General features: G+C 75.1%; 10 protein-coding genes. 5 read left to right on the forward strand and 5 right to left on the reverse strand.

The genetic code is table 11. The features are described from left to right. A partial coding sequence (locus WDZ17_RS00005; protein ID WP_339573065.1) for a zinc-dependent metalloprotease family protein occupies positions 1–1,310 on the reverse strand: 1,310 nt, incomplete at its 3' end. Between the two features lie 199 nt (positions 1,311–1,509). Between WDZ17_RS00005 and WDZ17_RS00010 the strand changes: the two genes are divergently transcribed. After that, positions 1,510–2,034 carry a Uma2 family endonuclease gene (locus tag WDZ17_RS00010; RefSeq protein WP_339573066.1) on the forward strand — a complete coding sequence of 175 codons (525 nt, stop codon included), beginning with the start codon at positions 1,510–1,512 and terminating at the stop codon, positions 2,032–2,034. A gap of 12 nt (positions 2,035–2,046) precedes the next feature. Here WDZ17_RS00010 and WDZ17_RS00015 read toward each other — a convergent pair whose 3' ends face one another. The 3 genes from WDZ17_RS00015 to proA form a co-directional block, all read right to left on the reverse strand. Next, the gene (locus tag WDZ17_RS00015) at positions 2,047–4,413 is read right to left on the reverse strand and encodes a helicase-associated domain-containing protein (RefSeq protein WP_339573067.1); all 2,367 of its coding nucleotides are present in this window, start codon (positions 4,411–4,413) and stop codon (positions 2,047–2,049) included. Positions 4,414–4,528: 115 nt separating this feature from the next. Next, entirely contained in the window at positions 4,529–5,356 is an 828-nt protein-coding gene (locus WDZ17_RS00020; RefSeq protein ID WP_339573068.1) for a hypothetical protein, read from the reverse strand. Positions 5,357–5,450: 94 nt separating this feature from the next. Continuing rightward, a complete protein-coding gene (gene proA / locus WDZ17_RS00025; protein ID WP_339573069.1) occupies positions 5,451–11,465 on the reverse strand; it encodes an anti-phage protein ProA in 6,015 nt (2,004 codons plus the stop codon). A 194-nt stretch (positions 11,466–11,659) separates the two neighbouring features. On the opposite strand from proA, the gene WDZ17_RS00030 reads away from it, so the two are divergent. Beyond that, a complete protein-coding gene (locus WDZ17_RS00030) occupies positions 11,660–12,424 on the forward strand; it encodes a DUF6308 family protein (protein WP_339573070.1) in 765 nt (254 codons plus the stop codon). Here WDZ17_RS00030 and WDZ17_RS00035 read toward each other — a convergent pair. Then, positions 12,390–13,172 carry a DUF4190 domain-containing protein gene (locus tag WDZ17_RS00035; protein WP_339573071.1) on the reverse strand — a complete coding sequence of 261 codons (783 nt, stop codon included), beginning with the start codon at positions 13,170–13,172 and terminating at the stop codon, positions 12,390–12,392. The genes WDZ17_RS00030 and WDZ17_RS00035 overlap by 35 nt on opposite strands. Positions 13,173–13,437: 265 nt before the next feature. Here WDZ17_RS00035 and WDZ17_RS00040 point away from each other — a divergent pair, with 265 nt between their 5' ends. From WDZ17_RS00040 to WDZ17_RS00050, 3 genes are all read left to right on the forward strand, one after another. Beyond that, on the forward strand, positions 13,438–14,067 hold the full coding sequence (locus WDZ17_RS00040) for a hypothetical protein (protein ID WP_339573072.1): 630 nt from the start codon (positions 13,438–13,440) through the stop codon (positions 14,065–14,067). 5 nt (positions 14,068–14,072) lie between these two features. Further along, positions 14,073–15,080 carry an ADP-ribosylglycohydrolase family protein gene (locus tag WDZ17_RS00045; protein ID WP_339573073.1) on the forward strand — a complete coding sequence of 336 codons (1,008 nt, stop codon included), beginning with the start codon at positions 14,073–14,075 and terminating at the stop codon, positions 15,078–15,080. A 135-nt stretch (positions 15,081–15,215) separates the two neighbouring features. Further along, on the forward strand, positions 15,216–18,071 hold the full coding sequence (locus tag WDZ17_RS00050) for a helicase-related protein (RefSeq protein ID WP_422631764.1): 2,856 nt from the start codon (positions 15,216–15,218) through the stop codon (positions 18,069–18,071). Positions 18,072–18,098 lie beyond the last annotated feature (27 nt).

Genomic DNA, 18,098 nt, shown 5'->3' on the forward strand with positions numbered 1-18,098 from the left:
CCTGCCCCTTGCGGAACCGGTCCGGTAGCCCCCATTAGCCGGTCGGCGTCGCGGTCCGCGGCCTGCCGGTTCTCCAGCCGGTACACGGCGCCGGTGCGCGGGTCGGTGACGCTGACGTCCTTGGCGCCGCTGCCGGGTGCGCCGGCGAGCGGGGCCAGCTCGACGCTCGTCGTGCCGACCGCCGTCACCGTCGCCCGCTCGCCGGCCTCGAGGAAGCCGCCGCGGGCGCGCGCCGTCGCCGACAGGGCGCCGGGCAGGGTGCCGGTCGAGGCGGCCATGACGTCGACCAGGTCGCCGTACTCGTGCACGCGGCACGGGTCCGCCACGGTGCCCTCGACGTCCTGGCGCGGCGCGGTGACGCACTCCAGGGAGTTGGCGTGCGCGAACGAGAGGTTGTGGCCGAGCTCGTGGGCGACGAGGGACAGGTCCGCGGCGTTGTCCAGCGCCGAGACGCCGCCCGCGTCGACGCCCGAGCCGACGCTGCCCACCCCGTAGCCGCAGCCCTTGCCGCCCTCGTCGAGGAGCACGACGACGAGGTGCGCGCGCCGGCCGCCCGCGAAGCCCGCCTGCTGCTTCGCCTCCTCCCACAGCGCCCAGACGTCCGTGCAGGTGAGCGAGGTGCTGTACCGCGTCGGGGTGCCGGCGAGGGCGAAGGTGACGCGACCGGTGCTCTGGTCGGACCAGTAGTCGGAGGCCCGCTGGACCATCGACGCGAGGTCGGCGTCGGTGGGCACGCGCTCGGTCCCCTCGCCCATGTCCGCGACGACGACCGTGACGGGGCGGGCGGGCCCGACCGCGGCGGCGGTGGCGGGCGGCGGGGCCTCGGCGGTCGTGCGCACCGTGCCGTCGGCGGCCGCGAGGGTGACGCCCTCGCCGGCGGCCGCCGTGACGACGGCCTCGGCGAGAGCCGAGCCCTCCGCCGCGGGACGCTCGCGCGCGGCGTCGAGCCGGCGCTCGCCGGCGGCCTCGGCCACGGCGTCCTCCAGCGCGGCCGGGACGTCGACGACCAGGCGCACCTCCTCGCCGGAGACGGCGCCGCTCGCGGCGAGGCCCTCGACCCCGACCGTCGTCCCGTCGTCGAGCTGCAGGCCCGCGGGGGCGTCGTCGTGGTGATGCTCGTCCGACGCGTGCCCGGGCTCCGCGGGCGACGGCTCGTGCTCGACGACGACCTCGACGACCCGGCCGGCGAGGACCGCCTGCGCCGGGTCGTCGGTGCTGGCGTGTGCCGTCGGGAGCGGGAGGAGCGCCCCCGCCAGCAGCGCGCACGCGCCCGCCCTCGCTGCGCGCGTCGTCGCGGTCGATCGGTCCACGGGTGCCCCTGTCGTCGCTCGTGCCGTCCCCGGTGGTGCTCGTCGAGGTGCCGTCGGCGGGGCCGGCGCGGGGGTGGAGCGGTGTCACCCGCGCGCCGGTCGTGGTTGCTCCGTCCGCGCCGGGACGTCAGCCGGACGGCCGCGCGCGAGCCCGGGCGTCGTCGCTGACACCAGGGGCGCGCCGCTCTACCCTCGCGACGTGTCGGTCGAGGCGGTGCGCGAGCAGCCGATGACCTGGCGCGAGTACGAGGCCCTGGGGGAGGACGTCCGCGGCGAGTACGTCGACGGGCACCTCGTCGTGACGCCCTTCCCGACGCGGCGGCACCAGAGCGCCGCCCGGCGCCTGGCGAACCTGCTCGAGGAGCACGCGCCCGCGGGTGCCGCCGTGGTGACCGCGTGGGGCTGGAAGCCGGGGGCCGACGAGTACGCCCCCGACGTCATGGTCCACCCCGCCACCGACGAGCAGGTGCGCTTCACCGGGACGCCACTGCTGTGCGTGGAGATCCTGTCGACCAACCGCAGCGACGACCTCGTGCGCAAGGTCTTCCGCTACGCCCGGGCGGGCCTGCCCGCGTACTGGGTGCTCGACCCGCTGGAGCCGAGCCTGCGCTGCTTCGAGCTGGCGGAGGGCGAGTACCGGCAGGTCGCCCTCGTCACCGGCAGCGGTGAGGTGCCCGGGTGGCCGGGGCTCGTCGTCGACGTGGCCGCGCTGCTGGCGGACTGAGCGCGCCCGCCCTCACCACCCGGCGGGCTGCACCTCGAGCACGCGCTCGAGCGAGAAGGCCCGCTCGTCCTCGCGCAGGTGGCACCACGCGACGAGCGTCCGGCCCCGGATCCGCATCTCGCTGACGGCGCGGGTGGTGATGCGGCCGCTGCTCGAGCGGTAGGTGAGGACGACGGTCTGACCGACCTTCTCGGCGTGCAGCAGCAGCCGGGCCTGCGCGGTGGGCAGCCTCGGCGCGAGGTGACGCAGCATCTGCTCGCGCTCGTCGACCGGGGGCGCCGTCGGGGCGTCGCTGAGCAGCGAGGTCGCCATCTCCAGCAGCAGGGCGTCGACGTCGGGGGCGTCGTGCTCCACGGGTGCCGCGCCCCGGCCCACCGCGGGCGACCGGCGGGGGCTGCGCGCCGCGGCGGCGGGCTCGGGCCGCGCCGGCACCTGCACCTCACCTCTGGTGTCCTCGACGACGGGCAGGTAGCCCGCCGCGCGCAGCGCCTGCACCGTCGTGGCGGCGTCCGCGGTGCTCGTGAGGACGGTCGGGGCGACGTGCGCGAGCCCGAGGGCTCGCAGGGAGCGGTCCGCGGCGGCCTGGGCGAGCAGGGCCTCGTCGTCGCCGCGGACGACGGCGACGGCGTCGCGCACCCGCAGCGAGCCGTGCCGCCGGGCGACGTCGGCGAGCAGGTACTCCAGCGGCTGCGGCAGGGCGCCGCCGGCGACGTCGGCCAGCTCGGCGCGCAGCTGCTCGCCGGTCCACCCGGCGTCGAGCGCGCGACGGACGCTGCCGGGCGACAGCCGCCACACGACGGCGCCGCCGCGGCCCTCGCGGTCGGCGCACGCGTCGAGCAGCGTCGTCACCCGCACCGAGGGGCTGCCGGGGACGACGGCGGTGAGGTCCGCCCCGATGACCGCCCGGTCCACGCTCTCCGGCAGGGCCTCTCGCACGATCGCGACCAGCGCGTCGTCGTCCCCCTGCAGGAGGGCGAGGCCCAGCGGCGTCGGGACGCCGAGGGCGACCGCTCCGAGCGTGGTGGCCTCGACCCAGGTGGCGGGCAGGCCCTGGGCGTCGGCCGGTTCGTCGACGGCGGGCAGGTGCCACCGCAGCAGCGCGAGCGCCCCGGCGGCGTCGGCGCCGCGGCCGGGCGGCAGCCGGACGACGGTGCCGAGCAGCGCCTGCCGCAGCACGGTGCCGTGCACCTCGTCGGAGCGACCACCGGTCAGCGCGGGCACGACCTTGCCGTCCCGGTGGGTGCGGGTCGTGACGACGGGGTCGTCCCACCACGCGCGCAGGACGGCGGCGTGCTGCGCCGCGGGCTCCGCGGCCCGCCATCCGGTCATCTCGCCGCTCGCGCGCAGGGTGCCGCCGACGGCCTGCAGGAGCCCGGCGGCCCCGAGCACGCCGAGCGCGAGGCGGAGGTCCTGCTCGCTGGTCCCCGTCCGCTTCGCCAGCCTCCCGAGCTCGCGGGCGCCGACGCCGCCGGAGCGCAGCAGCGGGACGCCCTCGGAGCGGACGAGGTCCGCGACGGCGAGCACGAGCGCGGCCGACGTCTGCACCGCCGCGGCCTGCTCCCGCTCGGCGGCCTCGGGTGCCACCGGTGTCGTCGGCACCGCGGGCGGCTGCGGGTCGAAGGGCGCCGTCCAGCCCGCGCCGCGCAGCGCGAGACCCACCTCGGCGGGCACGACGAGCTCGGGGCCCCAGGGGTTGCCGAGGGCGAGGCCGTGGTGCCGGGCCCAGAGCGTGGCGTCGCGCCGCAGCGCGTAGGCGCCCGGGTCGGCCCAGCCCGGTCCGTCCTCCTCCTCGCCGGTGAGCACGGCCAGCGCGACCGGCTGCACCTCCGGCGGCACGGCGGCCACGGCGGCCCGCACCCGGTCGCCGTCCGACAGCAGCGCCTGCACGGCGGCGACGCACTCGGCCTTGCGCGTGGGCGCCGGGGCGTCGTGGGCCTTCAGCACCTCCTGCAGCCGACGGACCGGCAGGTCCGGCAGCAGGACGGCGAGGGGCGGGCCGAGGCCGAGCGGGCCGGTGAGCACGTCGCCCAGCCCGGGCGAGAGCCGCAGCCCGTCGTCGGTGCGCCGCACCAGGACCCGCTCGAGCAGCCACTCCAGCGGTGCGTCGAGCGCGTCCGTCCCGGCGTCCAGCCCGAGCAGCCGGCGCAGCGCCGCCTCGGTCGGCTGCGGGCCCAGCACGAGCAGCGCCTCGACGACCTGGACGACGGGCAGCGGGGCCGTCGAGAGCACCTGCCCGATGGACGTCGGGTCGTCGAGGTGCTCGGCCAGCTCGGCGAGGTCCCGCGGCGGCAGCGGCGCCACGGCGTCCGGGCGCCGGCGCAGCAGCGCGGCCAGGTCCTCGGGGGGCAGGGCGGACAGGTGCTCGACGAGGTCGGTCACGCGGTCAGTGTGATGGGTGGTGCGGACCGCGTCAGGTGAGCGACGAGATGGGCTCCCGGTCAGGCCGGTCAGGGGCTGAGGGTCGCGGCGGCCGTCCTCCAGGGCGATCGGACGGTCAGCGGTGCGCGGCGACCCACCCGCGCACGGCCGCCTCGACCACGGCACGGTCGACGTCCCCGGCGACGAGCCAGGCTCCACGGTCCTCCTCCTCGACCCCCGTCACGCCGGGCAGCAGCGCAAGAGTCGCCGTCAGGGAGGCGGTCCCGTCGTCGTCGTCGTCGGCGAGGTCGTCGTCGAGACCGACCTCCCACCGCCATCTCTCGCCGGGCACTCCCTCGGCGTCGACCGCGTCGACGGTCCATGCGGGCTCGTCCGGCTCCGGTCCGCGGGCGGCGATCTGCCGGTAGTCGTCGAGGTTGTCCCGCAACCAGGTGTACCGGCGCTCGCTCACCGGCTGGCGCGCGAGCTTGATGGCGAGTCCTCGTGCCAGGAGCGGGTTGACGGCGAGCAGGTGTGCCGCGACGACCGGCCAGTGCTGGTCGACGTAGGTCTTCCGGTGCCGGGGTTCGTCACCGACGACCCAGCGGGCGCCGGGGACGTGGCGGACGGCCACCTCCCCGAAGTAGCGCGCGAGCCCGTCAGCGAGCCGTGCCGACGCCGGGTCGAGCTCGCCGCGCGGGTCGGCCACGGGGCCGGCGACGCACCACGGCGGGAGGTCGCCGTCGTCGACCAGCTCCTCGGTCACGAAGGTGAGGTGCTCGACCACCCAGGTGAAGACTGGGACGAGGCTCTCCGGCGTCCCGTCGAGGCGGTCGGCGGGCCCGCCGTCCTCGGCGAGGCGGTGGTCGAAGGCCTCCAGCCTCCGCGCCCCGCCGACGACCCACTCGGTGAAGTAGGCGTCGGCGACGGCGCGGGGCTCGGTGCTCAGGCGGCGCAGAGGCATGCGATCAGGTCTCCGGGGGGTAGACGACGTACGGAACTCCGTTGCGTCAGCACTCCACGTGGCCGAGCAGGCGTCCGAAGGTCGCCGGTTCCGGCTACCGGGAGACGAGCACCTCGCCGTCCCGCCGCAGGCGCCCGTCGCTGAGGCCCAGCACCAGGCCCTTCACCATGCGCTCGCGGATACCCGCGGTGAGACGCCGCCCGCCGAAGACGGCGAGCGCCTCGCGCAGCAGCTCCTCCTCGGTCATGCCGCCGGCGGAGCGGCAGACGTCGGCCATCGCGTTGACGACCTCCCGCAGCGGCAGGTGCTCGACCGGACGGTCGACGCCGGCGGGCGTCGGGCGGTAGCCGCGCCACGTCGCCGGGTCGAGCGACGCGGGCCACACCACAGGCTCGGCGTCGTCGACGACGAGCTTCGGCGGCAGCGCCGTGAGAACGGCGGCCTTGCGGCTCTCGCTCACCCGCCCGAGGCCGAAGGCGCCGGCGACGAGCCGCGCCAGACGGTCGACGTGCACCGGGCCCTCGGCGTCGACGACGTCCTGCAGCGCTCGGCGCACCTCCCGCGTCGCGTCCGGGCGCGGAAGCGCGTCGAGCGTGGCGACGTCACCGAGGGAGCGCGGCGCCCACGGGACGAAGTCGCGGACCTCGGCGTCGGCGTCGCGACGCCCAGCGGGCGCGTCCGCGCCGGAGAGGTACCGCGGGTCGTCGAAGAGGCTGCCCGACGCGTCGGCGAAGGTGTCGCGCCACTCCTCGCCGAGACCCGGGCCCGGAGCCGCGAGCGAGCTGCGGACGGCCGGGACCTCGTCGCGCCCCGGAGGCGGCGACGGCAGGTCGTCCTCCTCGGGCGAGCCCAGCTCGGCGCGGGGCGCCGGCACGCCGACGGGCGACGCCGGCGCGATCTCGGGACCGGCCACGTCCGCACCGTCGACCGCAGCCACGAGCCGGTCGACCACGACACCCGCGTCGTCCAGCCACGCCGGCAGCCACACCCGCTCGACGGCGGGCCAGCGCAGCATCCGGGACAGCACGTCGCGGGGCAGGCCGTCCCGGTCGCCGGTCGTCCGTCGCTGCGCCCACGCGGGCCCGTCGAGCAGGACGGCGAGCACCGGGACGTCCGGGGCGTCGGCCCGCGCGACGCTGAGGTCGATGGTGAAGCTCGACAGCCCGACGTCGGTGCGGACGACGTACCCGCGCCCGCGGAGGGCGTCGGCGACCTCCTCGCGGTGGCGGTCCACGACGATGCGCCGCGCGGCGTCGCCGGGCAGTGCCTCGGCTCCCCTCTCGGCGAGGTCGAGGTAGGCGCGCAGGTCCTTGATGCCCCGTGAGGTGGTCTCCTCCGCCCGGAGCTCGGACGGCGCGAAGCTGGAGAAGACGACGACCTGCCGACGCGCTCGGGTGACGGCCACGTTGAGCCGTCGCTCCCCACCGGCCCGGTTGAGCGGTCCGAAGTTCAGCGGCAGCACGCCCTTGTCGTTCTTCGAGAACGCGGTCGAGAAGAAGACGACGTCGCGCTCGTCGCCCTGGACGTTCTCGAGGTTCTTGACGAAGAGCCCCTCGGGCGCGTCGAGGGCCTCGCCCAGGCGCGGGTCCTCGTCGTCGCGCAGCAGCGCCTCGACGTGCGCGCGCTGCTGCTGGTTGAAGGTCACGACGCCGAGGGAGGGCGCCTCGTCGGGGGAGGCGGCGAAGCGCCGGCGGATCTCCGCGACGAGCGCCTCTGCCTCGGCGGGGTTGGTCCGCAGGAGCTTGCCCTTGCCGCTGCGGTGGAACGTGCCATCCACGCGCACCAGCGAGACGCCGTGCCCGCCGGGACCTGAGTCGCTCGCGCCGTGCACCGGCGCGGGGAAGGACGAGAGCTTGTCGTCGTAGTACTGCCGGTTGCTGAAGGCGATGAGCGACTCGTCCTGGCTGCGGTAGTGCCAGGAGAGCCACTGCTGGGGCACGCCGGCCTGGACGCACTCGGACAGGATCGACTCCTCGTCCTCGACGACGTCCTCGGCCACCTCGGTGTCGTCGTCGGCGAGGCTCGACTCCGCGAAAGACGTGGGCGGCATCTGCTTGCTGTCGCCCACCACGACGACGGAGCGGCCGCGGCCCATGGCGCCCACCGCGTCGGCCACGCGCACCTGCGAGGCCTCGTCGAAGACGACGACGTCGAAGAGGTCCTGCTCGGCGGGGAAGAAGCGGGCGACCGAGTCGGGGCTGACCAGCACGCACGGCATCAGCTGGGTGATGATCCCGTGGAAGCTGCGCATCAGCTCGCGCACGGTCATCCCGCCGCGCCGGCGGGTGAGCTGGCGCTGGAGCAGCCCCATCTGGCCCCGGGAGGCCGACGGGTCGAGCGTCCGGGTCGCGAGCACCTGCTCGGGCAGGGCGGACGTCAGGTGCTCGCGGACGGCGGACGACGAGCGGGTGAAGCGCTCGACGGCGCGCTCGTGCGCCCGCCCGTCGAAGGCGTCCAGACCGGTGCTGCGTCGGCGCTCGGCCGCCGACGCCTCGGCGAGGCCGAGGTCGAACGCGCGGGCGGCGTCGTCGGCGTCGACCTCGCCCCGCAGGAGCGCCGACCGGGCCGCCGGCAGCCCGGCGGCACGCAGCGGCTCCAGCTGCTCGTGGAGGGCGAGCCACCGACGCAGCGAGGTGAGCCCCGGAGGCGTGACGGCCCGCGCACCGGCTGTCTGCTGCCACCGCGGCAGCAGACAGCCGTCGCCGGCCCAGGCGTCGAGGGCCTCCGGCGACGCGCCGGTCGTCGCGGCGAGGCGGGAGACCGCGGTGCTGACGCGGCGCACCGCCGAGGCGCTGCCGGCGTCCGCGCCGCCCCCCGCGGCCACGAGTCGACGCAGTGCGCCGACGAAACCACTCGTGCCGCGCCCGGTGTCGACCTGCGTGCCCGCCCAGCGGAGCCACTCCACCTGCCGGTCGACGAGGCCACGCCCCTCCTCGGTCAGCGGGTTCCACTGCGGGGGGACGACGAGACCCGGGATGGTGCCCGCACGCCCGGCGAGCCCACGGACGACGCCCTGCACGTGCAGGAGAGCTCCCGTCAGCTCGGGCACCTGCTTGGGGGCGACCTCGGCGCCGGGGCGCAGCGCCGGCTCGAGCCGGGCGAGAGCGACCCGCAGCCGCTTCTTCCGACCGAAGAAGCCGGACGCCGCGGCGGCCTGCGCGTCGGCGTGGATGTCGGCCAGCGGCAGATGGAGGGCCGCCGGCGTCGCCGAGTCCAGGCCGGGGTGCGACGCCGCGAGGAAGGCGGCGAGGTCGCCCGCGAGGCCGCCCGCGGCCTCCCGCCACCGGTCGGTGCGGGTCTCGTCGAGGACCTCCAGGCTCGGCGCGGGGCCCAGGACGCCGGTCAGCGCCACGAGGTCCCCGGGCGTCCTCGCCGCCCGGACCGCCTCGGCCAGCGGCCCGTCGGCCGGCAGGTCGACGAGGCAGGCGTCCAGGTCGCGGGCGGCGGCGTGCACGGCGTCGACGTCGGGTGCGGACCCGGCGGGCGGGTCGACGAAGGCCCACGGGTGCTCGGGCGTGGGGTGCGCGAGGTCGGCGACGTCCGGAAGGTCCGCCAGCGCCCGCCGCACACGCGCGGCCGTCTCCGCCGAGGCGTTCGCGGCGACCTCCTCGGGCACGGGCAGGCGGGCCGACACCCCGCCCAGCGCCAGGCGGGCGTCCTCGGCGCCGTAGAGGGAGAGGCCGGCCCCGTTCGGCTCGTGCAGCCGGCGCGCGTACCGCACGAGGGCACGGCGGGAGGAGCGCAGGTCCTCGAGGTCGGCGGATAGGCCCGTCCGGTCCGCCTCGACGGCGAGGTCCAGCGCGCGGCGGATCTGCTCGCGGACCTGCGTCGGGCGGCTGGCCTTGTCGTGCAGGTCGAGGCAGAAGGCGCCCATGCCGACGTCGTGCAGGCGCCGGCTGACGACGTCGAGGGCGGCACGCTTCTCGGCGACGAACAGGACCCGCTTCCCGTCGGCGACGGCGCGGGTCAGCAGGTTGGTGATGGTCTGCGACTTGCCCGTGCCGGGCGGTCCCTCGAGGACGAAGGTGCGCCCCGCGACGGCGTCCCCGACCGCCGCCAGCTGCGAGGAGTCCGCCGGCACCGGGCAGCGGGCGGCGAGCTCGTCGAGGTCGACCTCGCCCGGGTGCGGGATCGGGTCGGTGAAGGGTTCCGTCGGCGTGCTGACGAGGTGCCGCACCAGGGCGTTGCCCGTTAGCGCCTCCCAGTTCTCGTCGAGGTCCTTCCACAGCCGGAACTTGGCGAACTGCAGGATCGCCAGGTCCGCCGTCGGCTCCACCCGGAAGGGCAGCCCCTTGCCGGCGACGGCCGTCCGGACGGCCGTGAGCGCGGCGTCGAGGTCGATGCCGGCGCCGTCGCTCGCCGGCTCGGCGAGGTCGGGGATCTCCAGCCCGTGCACCTGCCGCAGCTTCTCGAGCAGGCAGAAGTTCGGTGTCGACATGCCCGACTCGTCGAGCACCAGCCGGTAGGCGCCGCCACGGCCGCTCGCCCTCAGGGACACCGGGACGAGGACGAGCGGAGACCGCAGCTGTCGGGCCTCGAGGGTCCAGACGAGCGACCCGAGCGCCAGGTAGAGGTTGTTCGCCCCGGTCTCCTCGGTGATGGTCCTGGCCTTGTGCGCGAGCCCGCGCAACGTGGCGTCGTAGCGCGCGCTCGTCGCGTCGGCGAAGAGCGCGTGCTTGCCGAGCAGCAGATCGGCCAGCTGGTCCTGCGGCAGGTCGCGGCCGAAGCTGATGCCGCGCTCGGCGTGGATGGCGGCCACGTGGTCCGAGGGCAGCAGCTGGATCGCGGTCCCTTCGTGGACGGCGTCCTCCAGCGCGCCGAGATGGGCGTCGGGTACGGCCAGCTGCAGCCGGGCCCGGTCGGTGAAGTTGATGAGGCGGTTGCGCAGGCTCAGGTCGAGGAGCGCGTTCTTCCACTGCGCGACGCGCGGCGGCACGGTCCGGCCGCGGCTGTCGTGGACGACCTCGTCGGTACGTGCCCGCGCCGCGGCCGCGGGTGACGTGGAGTGCGCCGCCGGGCTGTACGTCGTCACCGTGACCGTGCCGTCGTCGGCGCGGGTGCGCGCCGGCAGCGGGAGGACGCCGTCACGCCGCGCCTGGTGGACGTCGGTCACGCCCAGGACCTTGCCCAGGTCCCCGGTGAGGTACTCGGCGTAGGGCGGTCGGTGGCTGCGGGCGAAGGGCACCGGCTCCTCGCGGGCCGTGAGCAGGGTCGTCTCGACCAGGCCGACGGCGCCGAGGTCGACGAGGTTGACCACGTCGTCGACCTCGGTCTGCGCCGCGGTGCCGAGGGAGCGCTCCTCGCGCCAGTAGCCGAGGAAGATGTGGCCCTGGACGAGGAACAGCAGCGGCTTGATGCCTGCGTGCTCGAGCGCGGCGGCCATGACGACGACGGTGTCGAGGCACGTGCCGACGCGGCCCTCGAGCACCTCGCCCGGCGTGCGCACCTTCTGGCCGCGGTCCGACCAGCTCGGCGGCGGTTCGCTGTACCGGATGCTGCGCGCCTGCATCGCCTCCCAGACGCACCGCACGATCTCGTCGACCCGCTCGGCCCCGGCCTGGTAGCCCTGCACCGACGGGCTGCCCGTCGAGGCGGCCAGGCGGTCGGCCACCTCGCTCAGCAGCGGGGCGATCGCCGGGTGGTTCGGCATGACGTGCGCGGCGAGCATCTCCAGGCTGAGCTGCTCGACGCCCGACTGGGTCGACCGCAGGAGCCACTGGTGCGCGGCGAGCACCTGGACGCGACCTTCTCCGCTGCCGACCTCCACGCCGTCGACGAGCACGGACGCGCGGACGACACCGGGCCGCTGCTCCTCGACCTGGAGCATGGCCGCGGGGTCGAGGGTCATCCGGAGGTCGCGGTAGACGGCGCTCTCCCCGGCCGGGACGTCGACGACCACGTCGTGCGGAACCCCGATCGGGCCTTCGGCGTCGAGGAGCTGCAGCCGCAGGGTGGCGCCGCGCAGCTGTGGGCCGTCGTTGCGCAGGACGAGGGTCGGCACCACCTGCACCCGGTTGTGCGCCATCGCGTAGCTGAGGAGCCGTCGTGGACCGACCGTGAGACGGACCCGTGCTCCGTCGCCGATCTTCGCCGTGCTGGTGTCGTCCACGTTCTCCCCCGTGTCGTCGGCCCCTGCGCTGGAGTCGGTTCGACGGTAGACGAGGGGTCCGACAGCGTCTGCCGGGTCACTCGATGTGCTGAACGCGCGCTCGTCGCACCGGCGTCGGTGGGAGCCTCGCCGCGACGAGACGCCGACCCGGCGCCGGCCACGGAGGACCGACCCCGGGAGGACCGATGACGTCGATGAGGCTGCCGGCCGCGCTGAGCACCGACGACGACAGCGCTGTGCTCGACCTGCTGCGGCGCTACTACCGGAGACCCCCGGACGGCGAGCACGGCTTCACCGGCTCGGCGTTCGACACGTGGGACCCCTCCGGGACGCGTGCCACGTCGGCGGACGTCTTCACGGCCGACGACGTCGTCGCGGTGTCGCTGCTGTCGGTCGACCTCAGCGGGCGGGCGGCCCACGAGCTGCTGGTCCGCCGCCGTGACGAGTTCGCGCAGATGCTCCGAGCCGTGGGCCCGGACCGCGACCTCGTCGACGAGGGCGAACCCATCGCGAAGGAGTCGCCGCTCTCGCAGCTCTTCCATGCCCTGGATGCGCTCGACGGTGTCGGTCCGACGCGGGCGACGAAGCTCATCGCCCGCAAGCGACCGCGGCTCCGGCCGGTGTGGGACGGGGTCGTCGCCCGGCACCTGGGTGTGGGCAGCAGCTACGTCGAGCCCCTCCGTCAGCGGCTCAGGGAGGCCGACCGGGCCCTGCACCGCCGTCTCGTCCGCCTGGGCGAGGAGGCCGAGCTCGTCGGTGTCTCACCGCTCCGCGTCTTCGACGTCGTCACCTGGCTCGAGGCTCGGGAGAGCCTGCGCGGAGCGACCACGGTCGACGAAGGCGCCACCCCGCGGGCCGCCGAGCGAGACGAGCACCTCCTGCCGGAGAAGGCACAGGAGGCCGCTCGCCGCGACGGTCAGGACGTCACTGCGCCGACCAGTAGGACGGCTCCGAGGTGAGGCTCAGCGTCTCCTCCATGGACACCCGGCCTCCCTCGATGGCGTCGGCCGGCAGGTCGAAGCACACGCTGTAGCTGGCAGAACCGCCGTTGCGCAGGGTCGGCTGGTCGGATGCCTCGGCCGGGGTCACTGCCGTGCAGCTGCTCTCGTCGTAGTCGCGCGAGTCGGTGCCCTGGTAACCGGCCGTCAGGTCGATCCAGGGGTCTCCCTCCTCGTCGCCGTTGTACGTGACGTCCACGTCGACGAGCACGTACTGACCCGTCGGGGCCTCGTTGAACTCGTTCTCCGCGGCGATGACGTCGTCCGCGTCCGGGTTCACGGCCGTGACGGCCACCGTGTACTCGCCGACCTCCGTGGCCTCGCCGAGCGGCAGGGTCGCCTCCTCGGCGGCGTCCTCCTCCTCGGGCGAGATGTCGGAGTACCCGTTCTCCGCGTCCGTGATGGCGTCGTCGGCGGCGTTGATGGCCGCACCGAGGACGAGGTTGACGATCACGGCTCCGATGATCGCCAGCGTCGAGAGCACGGTTCCGGCGATGGCCATACCCCTGCCGCCGTGCGTTGCCCGACGGGCGAGCAGCAGCGCCGTGACGCCGAGGGCGAGGCCCACCACGCCGATCACGATGCTGCCGATGTTGAGCACGGGGACCAGGCAGCCCAGGATCGCGACGAGACCGAGCACGAGGGCGGCGATGGCCAGGCCCTTCCGCTGGTGCTGCGCCTGCGGTGGGGTGGTGGGTGCGTCGATCACAGGTCCTCCGAGCGTGGTGGGCTTCGGCGCCGACAGGGAGTCGACGCGAGAGGGGCGCCGCTGCAGGGGATCCCGAGCCGCGGCCGTGGCGACGGTAGGCGATTCGATCTCTCGTCCGCCACGACCGCCGATCCCGATACCGGATCGTTAGCTATGTTGAGCGTTCACCGAAACCTGAGAGCCGTGCAAGGGTCGTGCCGACGGGACGGGTTGCAGGGCAGCTCCACCCGTTGTCGCGCTCTGCCCTTCGTCGAGAGAGGACCCGATGGCCAAGCGTTTCGCCACCCCCCCGAGCTGGCCGGCACCGCCGCCGGGCTGGACCCCTCCGCCGGGATGGCGGCCGGATCCCAGCTGGGGCCCGGCGCCGGAGGGCTGGCAGTTCTGGGAGGAGGAGAGAGGGCTCAGCACGGGCGCCAAGGTCGGCATCATCGGCGGTGCCCTCGCGCTGGCGCTGGTCGCGTGCACCGCGAGCCTGGTGGCCGTCAGCGGCTCGCCGACGGACGACGCCGAAGCCTCCGAGCCGGTGCCCGGTGCTGCTCCGTCGGCCGGTGCCGTCGAAGACCTGCCGCCGGTGGAGGAGGAGGTGGAGGAGCCGGAGGCCGCCGGTGACTGGCCCACCTGCGAGGAGCTGATCCCGGACGTCGTCGCGCTCTCGCAGAGCCAGGGCGACCTCTACAGCGCCATCGTCCAGGTCTACGAGCCCGAGGTGCTCGAGGACCGGACGGCGGCCTTCGACGACGGCTCCGTGGCCGTCCCCGACGGCGAGACGGACGTCAGCGTGCTGAGGTGCAGCGGTACCGCCGCCGTCGACGACTCGACGACGACGCAGATCGAGTTCGAGCTGCGGGTCGACCTGAACGGCGACTTCCTTGTCTTCTTCGAGGAGGCGAACTGAGCGTCGTGGAGGGCGTGAAGGACCTCGACCGACTGCGCGGCATGCTCGCCGGCCTCGTCCTCGGCGACGCGCTCGGCGTCGCCGAGGGGGACGTGCCGGGCACACTCCGCATCGGTGTCGCCGGTCAGCTGGCGTGCTTCACGGTCGACGGGCTGATCCGTGCCCACTGCCGGGAGGTCGACACGGGGATCGACACCCACCGGCCGACGTTGGTCTGGTTGAGCTCGCGACGCTGGGCGCGCCTGCAGGGCCTACCGGTGGCTGACGCGGAGAACGGCGTCCACTCCGAGCGTCAGACCGACGACTGGCTGGCAGGCGTCCCGGCCTTCGTCGAGCGCCGTGGGTCCGCGCCGGCGACCGCGGCGGCTGTCGCGTCCTCGCGCTCTGCAGAGGACGCGGTGCGCCGGGAGAGCCACGGCGCCCACGGCCTCGTACGCGGCCTGCCCTTCGCGGTCGCCGGCGTCGCCCTCCGCGCCGTCCACTGGGCGAACCAGGCCCGCGACGTCGCGCGACTGACGCACTCTCCTGTGGTCGGCGACCTGACGCTCCTTGCGACGCGGTGGTTGGCGTGCGCGTGGGCGTCCGGCGACCCGTGGAGGGGAGCCCAGCTGGTCATGGCGACCGGTGCCGACGCCGAGCACTTGGTGCGCGACACGGCCCTGCGGGCGTACGGCACATCGGCCGACGCCGACGTGCTGGCGAACCTCGCCCCGGACCGGTCAGCCCGGTCGGCACTCCTCGGAGGCGTCTACGCAGCACTCTCGTGCGGAGGACGGTCCTCCGTCGAGGAGGCACTCACGAACGCCGCCGCGGTGCCCAAGGCCGGCCCCGGTGTCGCAGCCGTCGCCGGCGCCGCTCTCGGCGCGGCCTACGGAGTCGAGGCCCTCCCGTCGTCCCTCCTCGGACGGCTCGAGGTGGCCAGGGAGGTGGACCGGCTCGCGCGGGACCTCGCGGCTGCGGTGGACCTGGGTCCGCACGGTCGGGATCTCTACGGCACCTACCCGACGATCTGAGCTCGAGGTGAGTGGCCTGGCGCGCCGTCCCGTCCGTGTGACGATGCCCCCGATCGGTGGACACCGTGGCGGCCAGCCACGCAGGGTGACCAGCAGTACGGGACGGCGACCACGGGGGAGCACGACGACGTGACGGTGACGGAGCCGACGACACCCCAGCAGCGCGACGCCGCCCGCACGATCGCGCCCGGCTCGGTGGTCGTCGTCCGCGACGAGGAGTGGCTCGTCCGCGCCACCGAGCAGACGCCGACGGGCCTGCTCGTCCGAGTCCAGGGCCTCGGCCAGCTGGTCCGGGACGCCGAGGCGGTCTTCTACGACTCCCTCGACGACATAGGGGTGCTCGACCCCGCCGACGCCGTCGTCGTCGGGGACGACAGCCCGCAGTACCGGACGGCGCGGCTGTGGCTCGAGTCGACGGTCCGCAAGACCGCCGTCCCCTTGGCGGACACGACGCTCGACGTCTCGCTGCGCTCCCTGGCCGACACCCTCGGCTACCAGGAGACGGCGGTCCGCACCGCGCTCGATCCCAACAACCTCCGCCCGCGGATCCTTCTCGCGGACGCCGTCGGGCTCGGCAAGACCATCGAGATCGGGATGATCCTCTCCGAGCTCGTCCGGCGCGGACGCGGCGAGCGCATCCTCATCGTCACGCCGCGGCACGTCCTCGAGCAGATGCAGCACGAGATGTGGTCCCGCTTCGCGCTGCCCTTCGTGCGGCTGGACTCCGCCGGCATCCAGCGGATCCGGCAGATGCTGCCGGCGACGCGCAACCCCTTCACCTACTTCAAGCGCGTCATCGTCTCCATCGACACGTTGAAGTCCGACCGCTACGTGGCGCACCTGTCCAAGCAGCGGTGGGACGCCGTCGTCATCGACGAGTCGCACAACCTCTCCAACGCGGCGACGAAGAACAACAAGCTGGCGACGACGCTCGCGCGGCAGACCGACGCGCTGGTCCTCGCGTCGGCGACCCCCCACAACGGTCGCGCCGAGTCCTTCGCCGAGCTGGTCCGTCTGCTCGACCCCACGGCCGTCCGCCCTGACGGCGAGCTCGACAAGGGCGAGGTCGCCCGTCTCGTCGTCCGCCGACACCGTCACAGCGACGAGGTGGCGCAGGTCGTCGGCAACGACTGGGCCGAGCGGCAGGAGCCGAACACCGTCCTCGTCGACGCGGCCCCGGCGGAGGACGCCGTCGCGCGTGAGCTCGACGAGGTCTGGCTGCACCCGCAGGGGTCCAGCCCGTACTCGGGCCAGAACTCCTCGCTGTTCCCGTGGACCCTGGCGAAGGCCTTCCTCTCCTCGCCGGTCGCCCTCCTGCAGAGCATCCGCGACCGCCGGGCCCGGCTCGGCGCCGGCGCCGCCGCGGATACCGAGCGGGCCGCCCTCGACCGGCTGCGAGCCCTCGCCGAGGCGTCCCGCGACCAGCCCTCGGCCAAGTACGACGCCCTCGTGAAGCACCTGCGGAGCGCCGGCGTCGGCAAGGGCTCGACGACGCGCGCCGTCGTCTTCGCGGAGCGGGTTGTCACCCTCGGCTGGCTCCAGGAGAAGCTGGTGAAGGACCTAGGCCTGCCCGCCGACGCCGTCGACGTGCTCCACGGCGGGCTCCCCGACGAGGAGCAGCAGCGCGTCGTCGAGGCCTTCAAGCAGGCCGCGACGCCGGTGCGCGTGCTCGTGACCGGCGACGTCGCCTCCGAGGGCGTCAACCTGCACGCCCAGTGCCACGAGCTGGTCCACTACGACATCCCGTGGAGCCTCATCCGGATCGAGCAGCGCAACGGGCGCATCGACCGGTACGGCCAGAAGCACCCGCCGCGCATCACCACGCTGGCGCTCAAGCCGTCCAGCGAGGGCTTCTCCGGTGACATCCGCGTGCTCACCCGGCTCGTCGAGCGCGAGCACGAGGCCCACCGTGCGCTCGGGGACGCCGCCTCCCTCATGGGCGCGCACTCCGTCGCCGCGGAGGAGGAGTCGATCACCCAGGTCCTCGCCGGCCGGCGGCGGCTCGACGACGTCGTCCGCACCGTGGAGGACGCCCGCGCCGACGACGACCTGCTCGCCCTTATGGACGACCTCGGTGGCGGGGACGTCGCGCCCGTCGCAGCCCCCGCGGCCCGGGCAGGGACCGGCCTGTACGGCCGCGACGACGAGTACCTCGACGAGGCGCTCCACGCGGCGTACCCGAAGCCGGAGGACCCCGTCGCCCGCGGGGGCGTCGCCTGGCGCCGCTTCCCCCAGCACGGCGCCGCGGAGCTCGAGCCGCCGCGCGACCTCGTCGCCCGCCTCGACGTCCTCCCGCAGACCTACCTCGCCGACCGCGGCGTCACGCAGAAGCTCGTGCTGGCGACGACGCCCCAGCGCGGCGACCAGTCCCTTGCGGAGGCGCGGGCCGACGCCGTCGGCTCCAGCTGGCCGGAGGCGCACTACCTCGGCCCGCTGCACCCGGTGCTCGAGTGGGCGTCGGACAAGGCGCTGGCCTCGCTCGGACGCAACCAGGTCTTCGCCGTCCGCGGCGACGTCGAGACCCCGACGGTGCTGCTGCTCGGCACGCTCACCAACCGGCGCGGGCAGGTCGTCACCGCCGCGTGGCTGACGGCGCACTTCCCGACCGGTGGCACCGAGCCCCTCTTCGTCGAGCCGCACGAGTCCGCCCGCGACGCGCTCGCGGCGGTCGGGTGGACGACGCGCCGCACCAACCCCGGCGCCGTCGACGCGACCCAGCTGACGGCGCTCGTCGCCCCGGCGGTCCGCGACGCCCGCCGGCAGATGGAGGTCGTCGCCGACAGCGCCCTCCCGGACCTCCGCCGACGGGTCGAGGCGTGGGTCCACCGGCTGGAGGCGTGGGACGAGGACGCCGGGGCCCTGATCCAGCGGGGCGACCTCAAGGACCGGCGGCGCTCGGTGAAGACCGAGCGCGAGCTCGTCGAGGAGATGCGCCCCGACCGGCAGCTCGTGCGTCCGCTGCTCGTCGTCGTCCCGGAGACGGGCGCGTGAGCCGGGCGCACGGCGGGCAGCAGCACA

The organism is Pseudokineococcus basanitobsidens, assembly GCF_037482545.1.
Taxonomy (GTDB): Bacteria; Actinomycetota; Actinomycetes; order Actinomycetales; family Quadrisphaeraceae; genus Pseudokineococcus; species Pseudokineococcus basanitobsidens.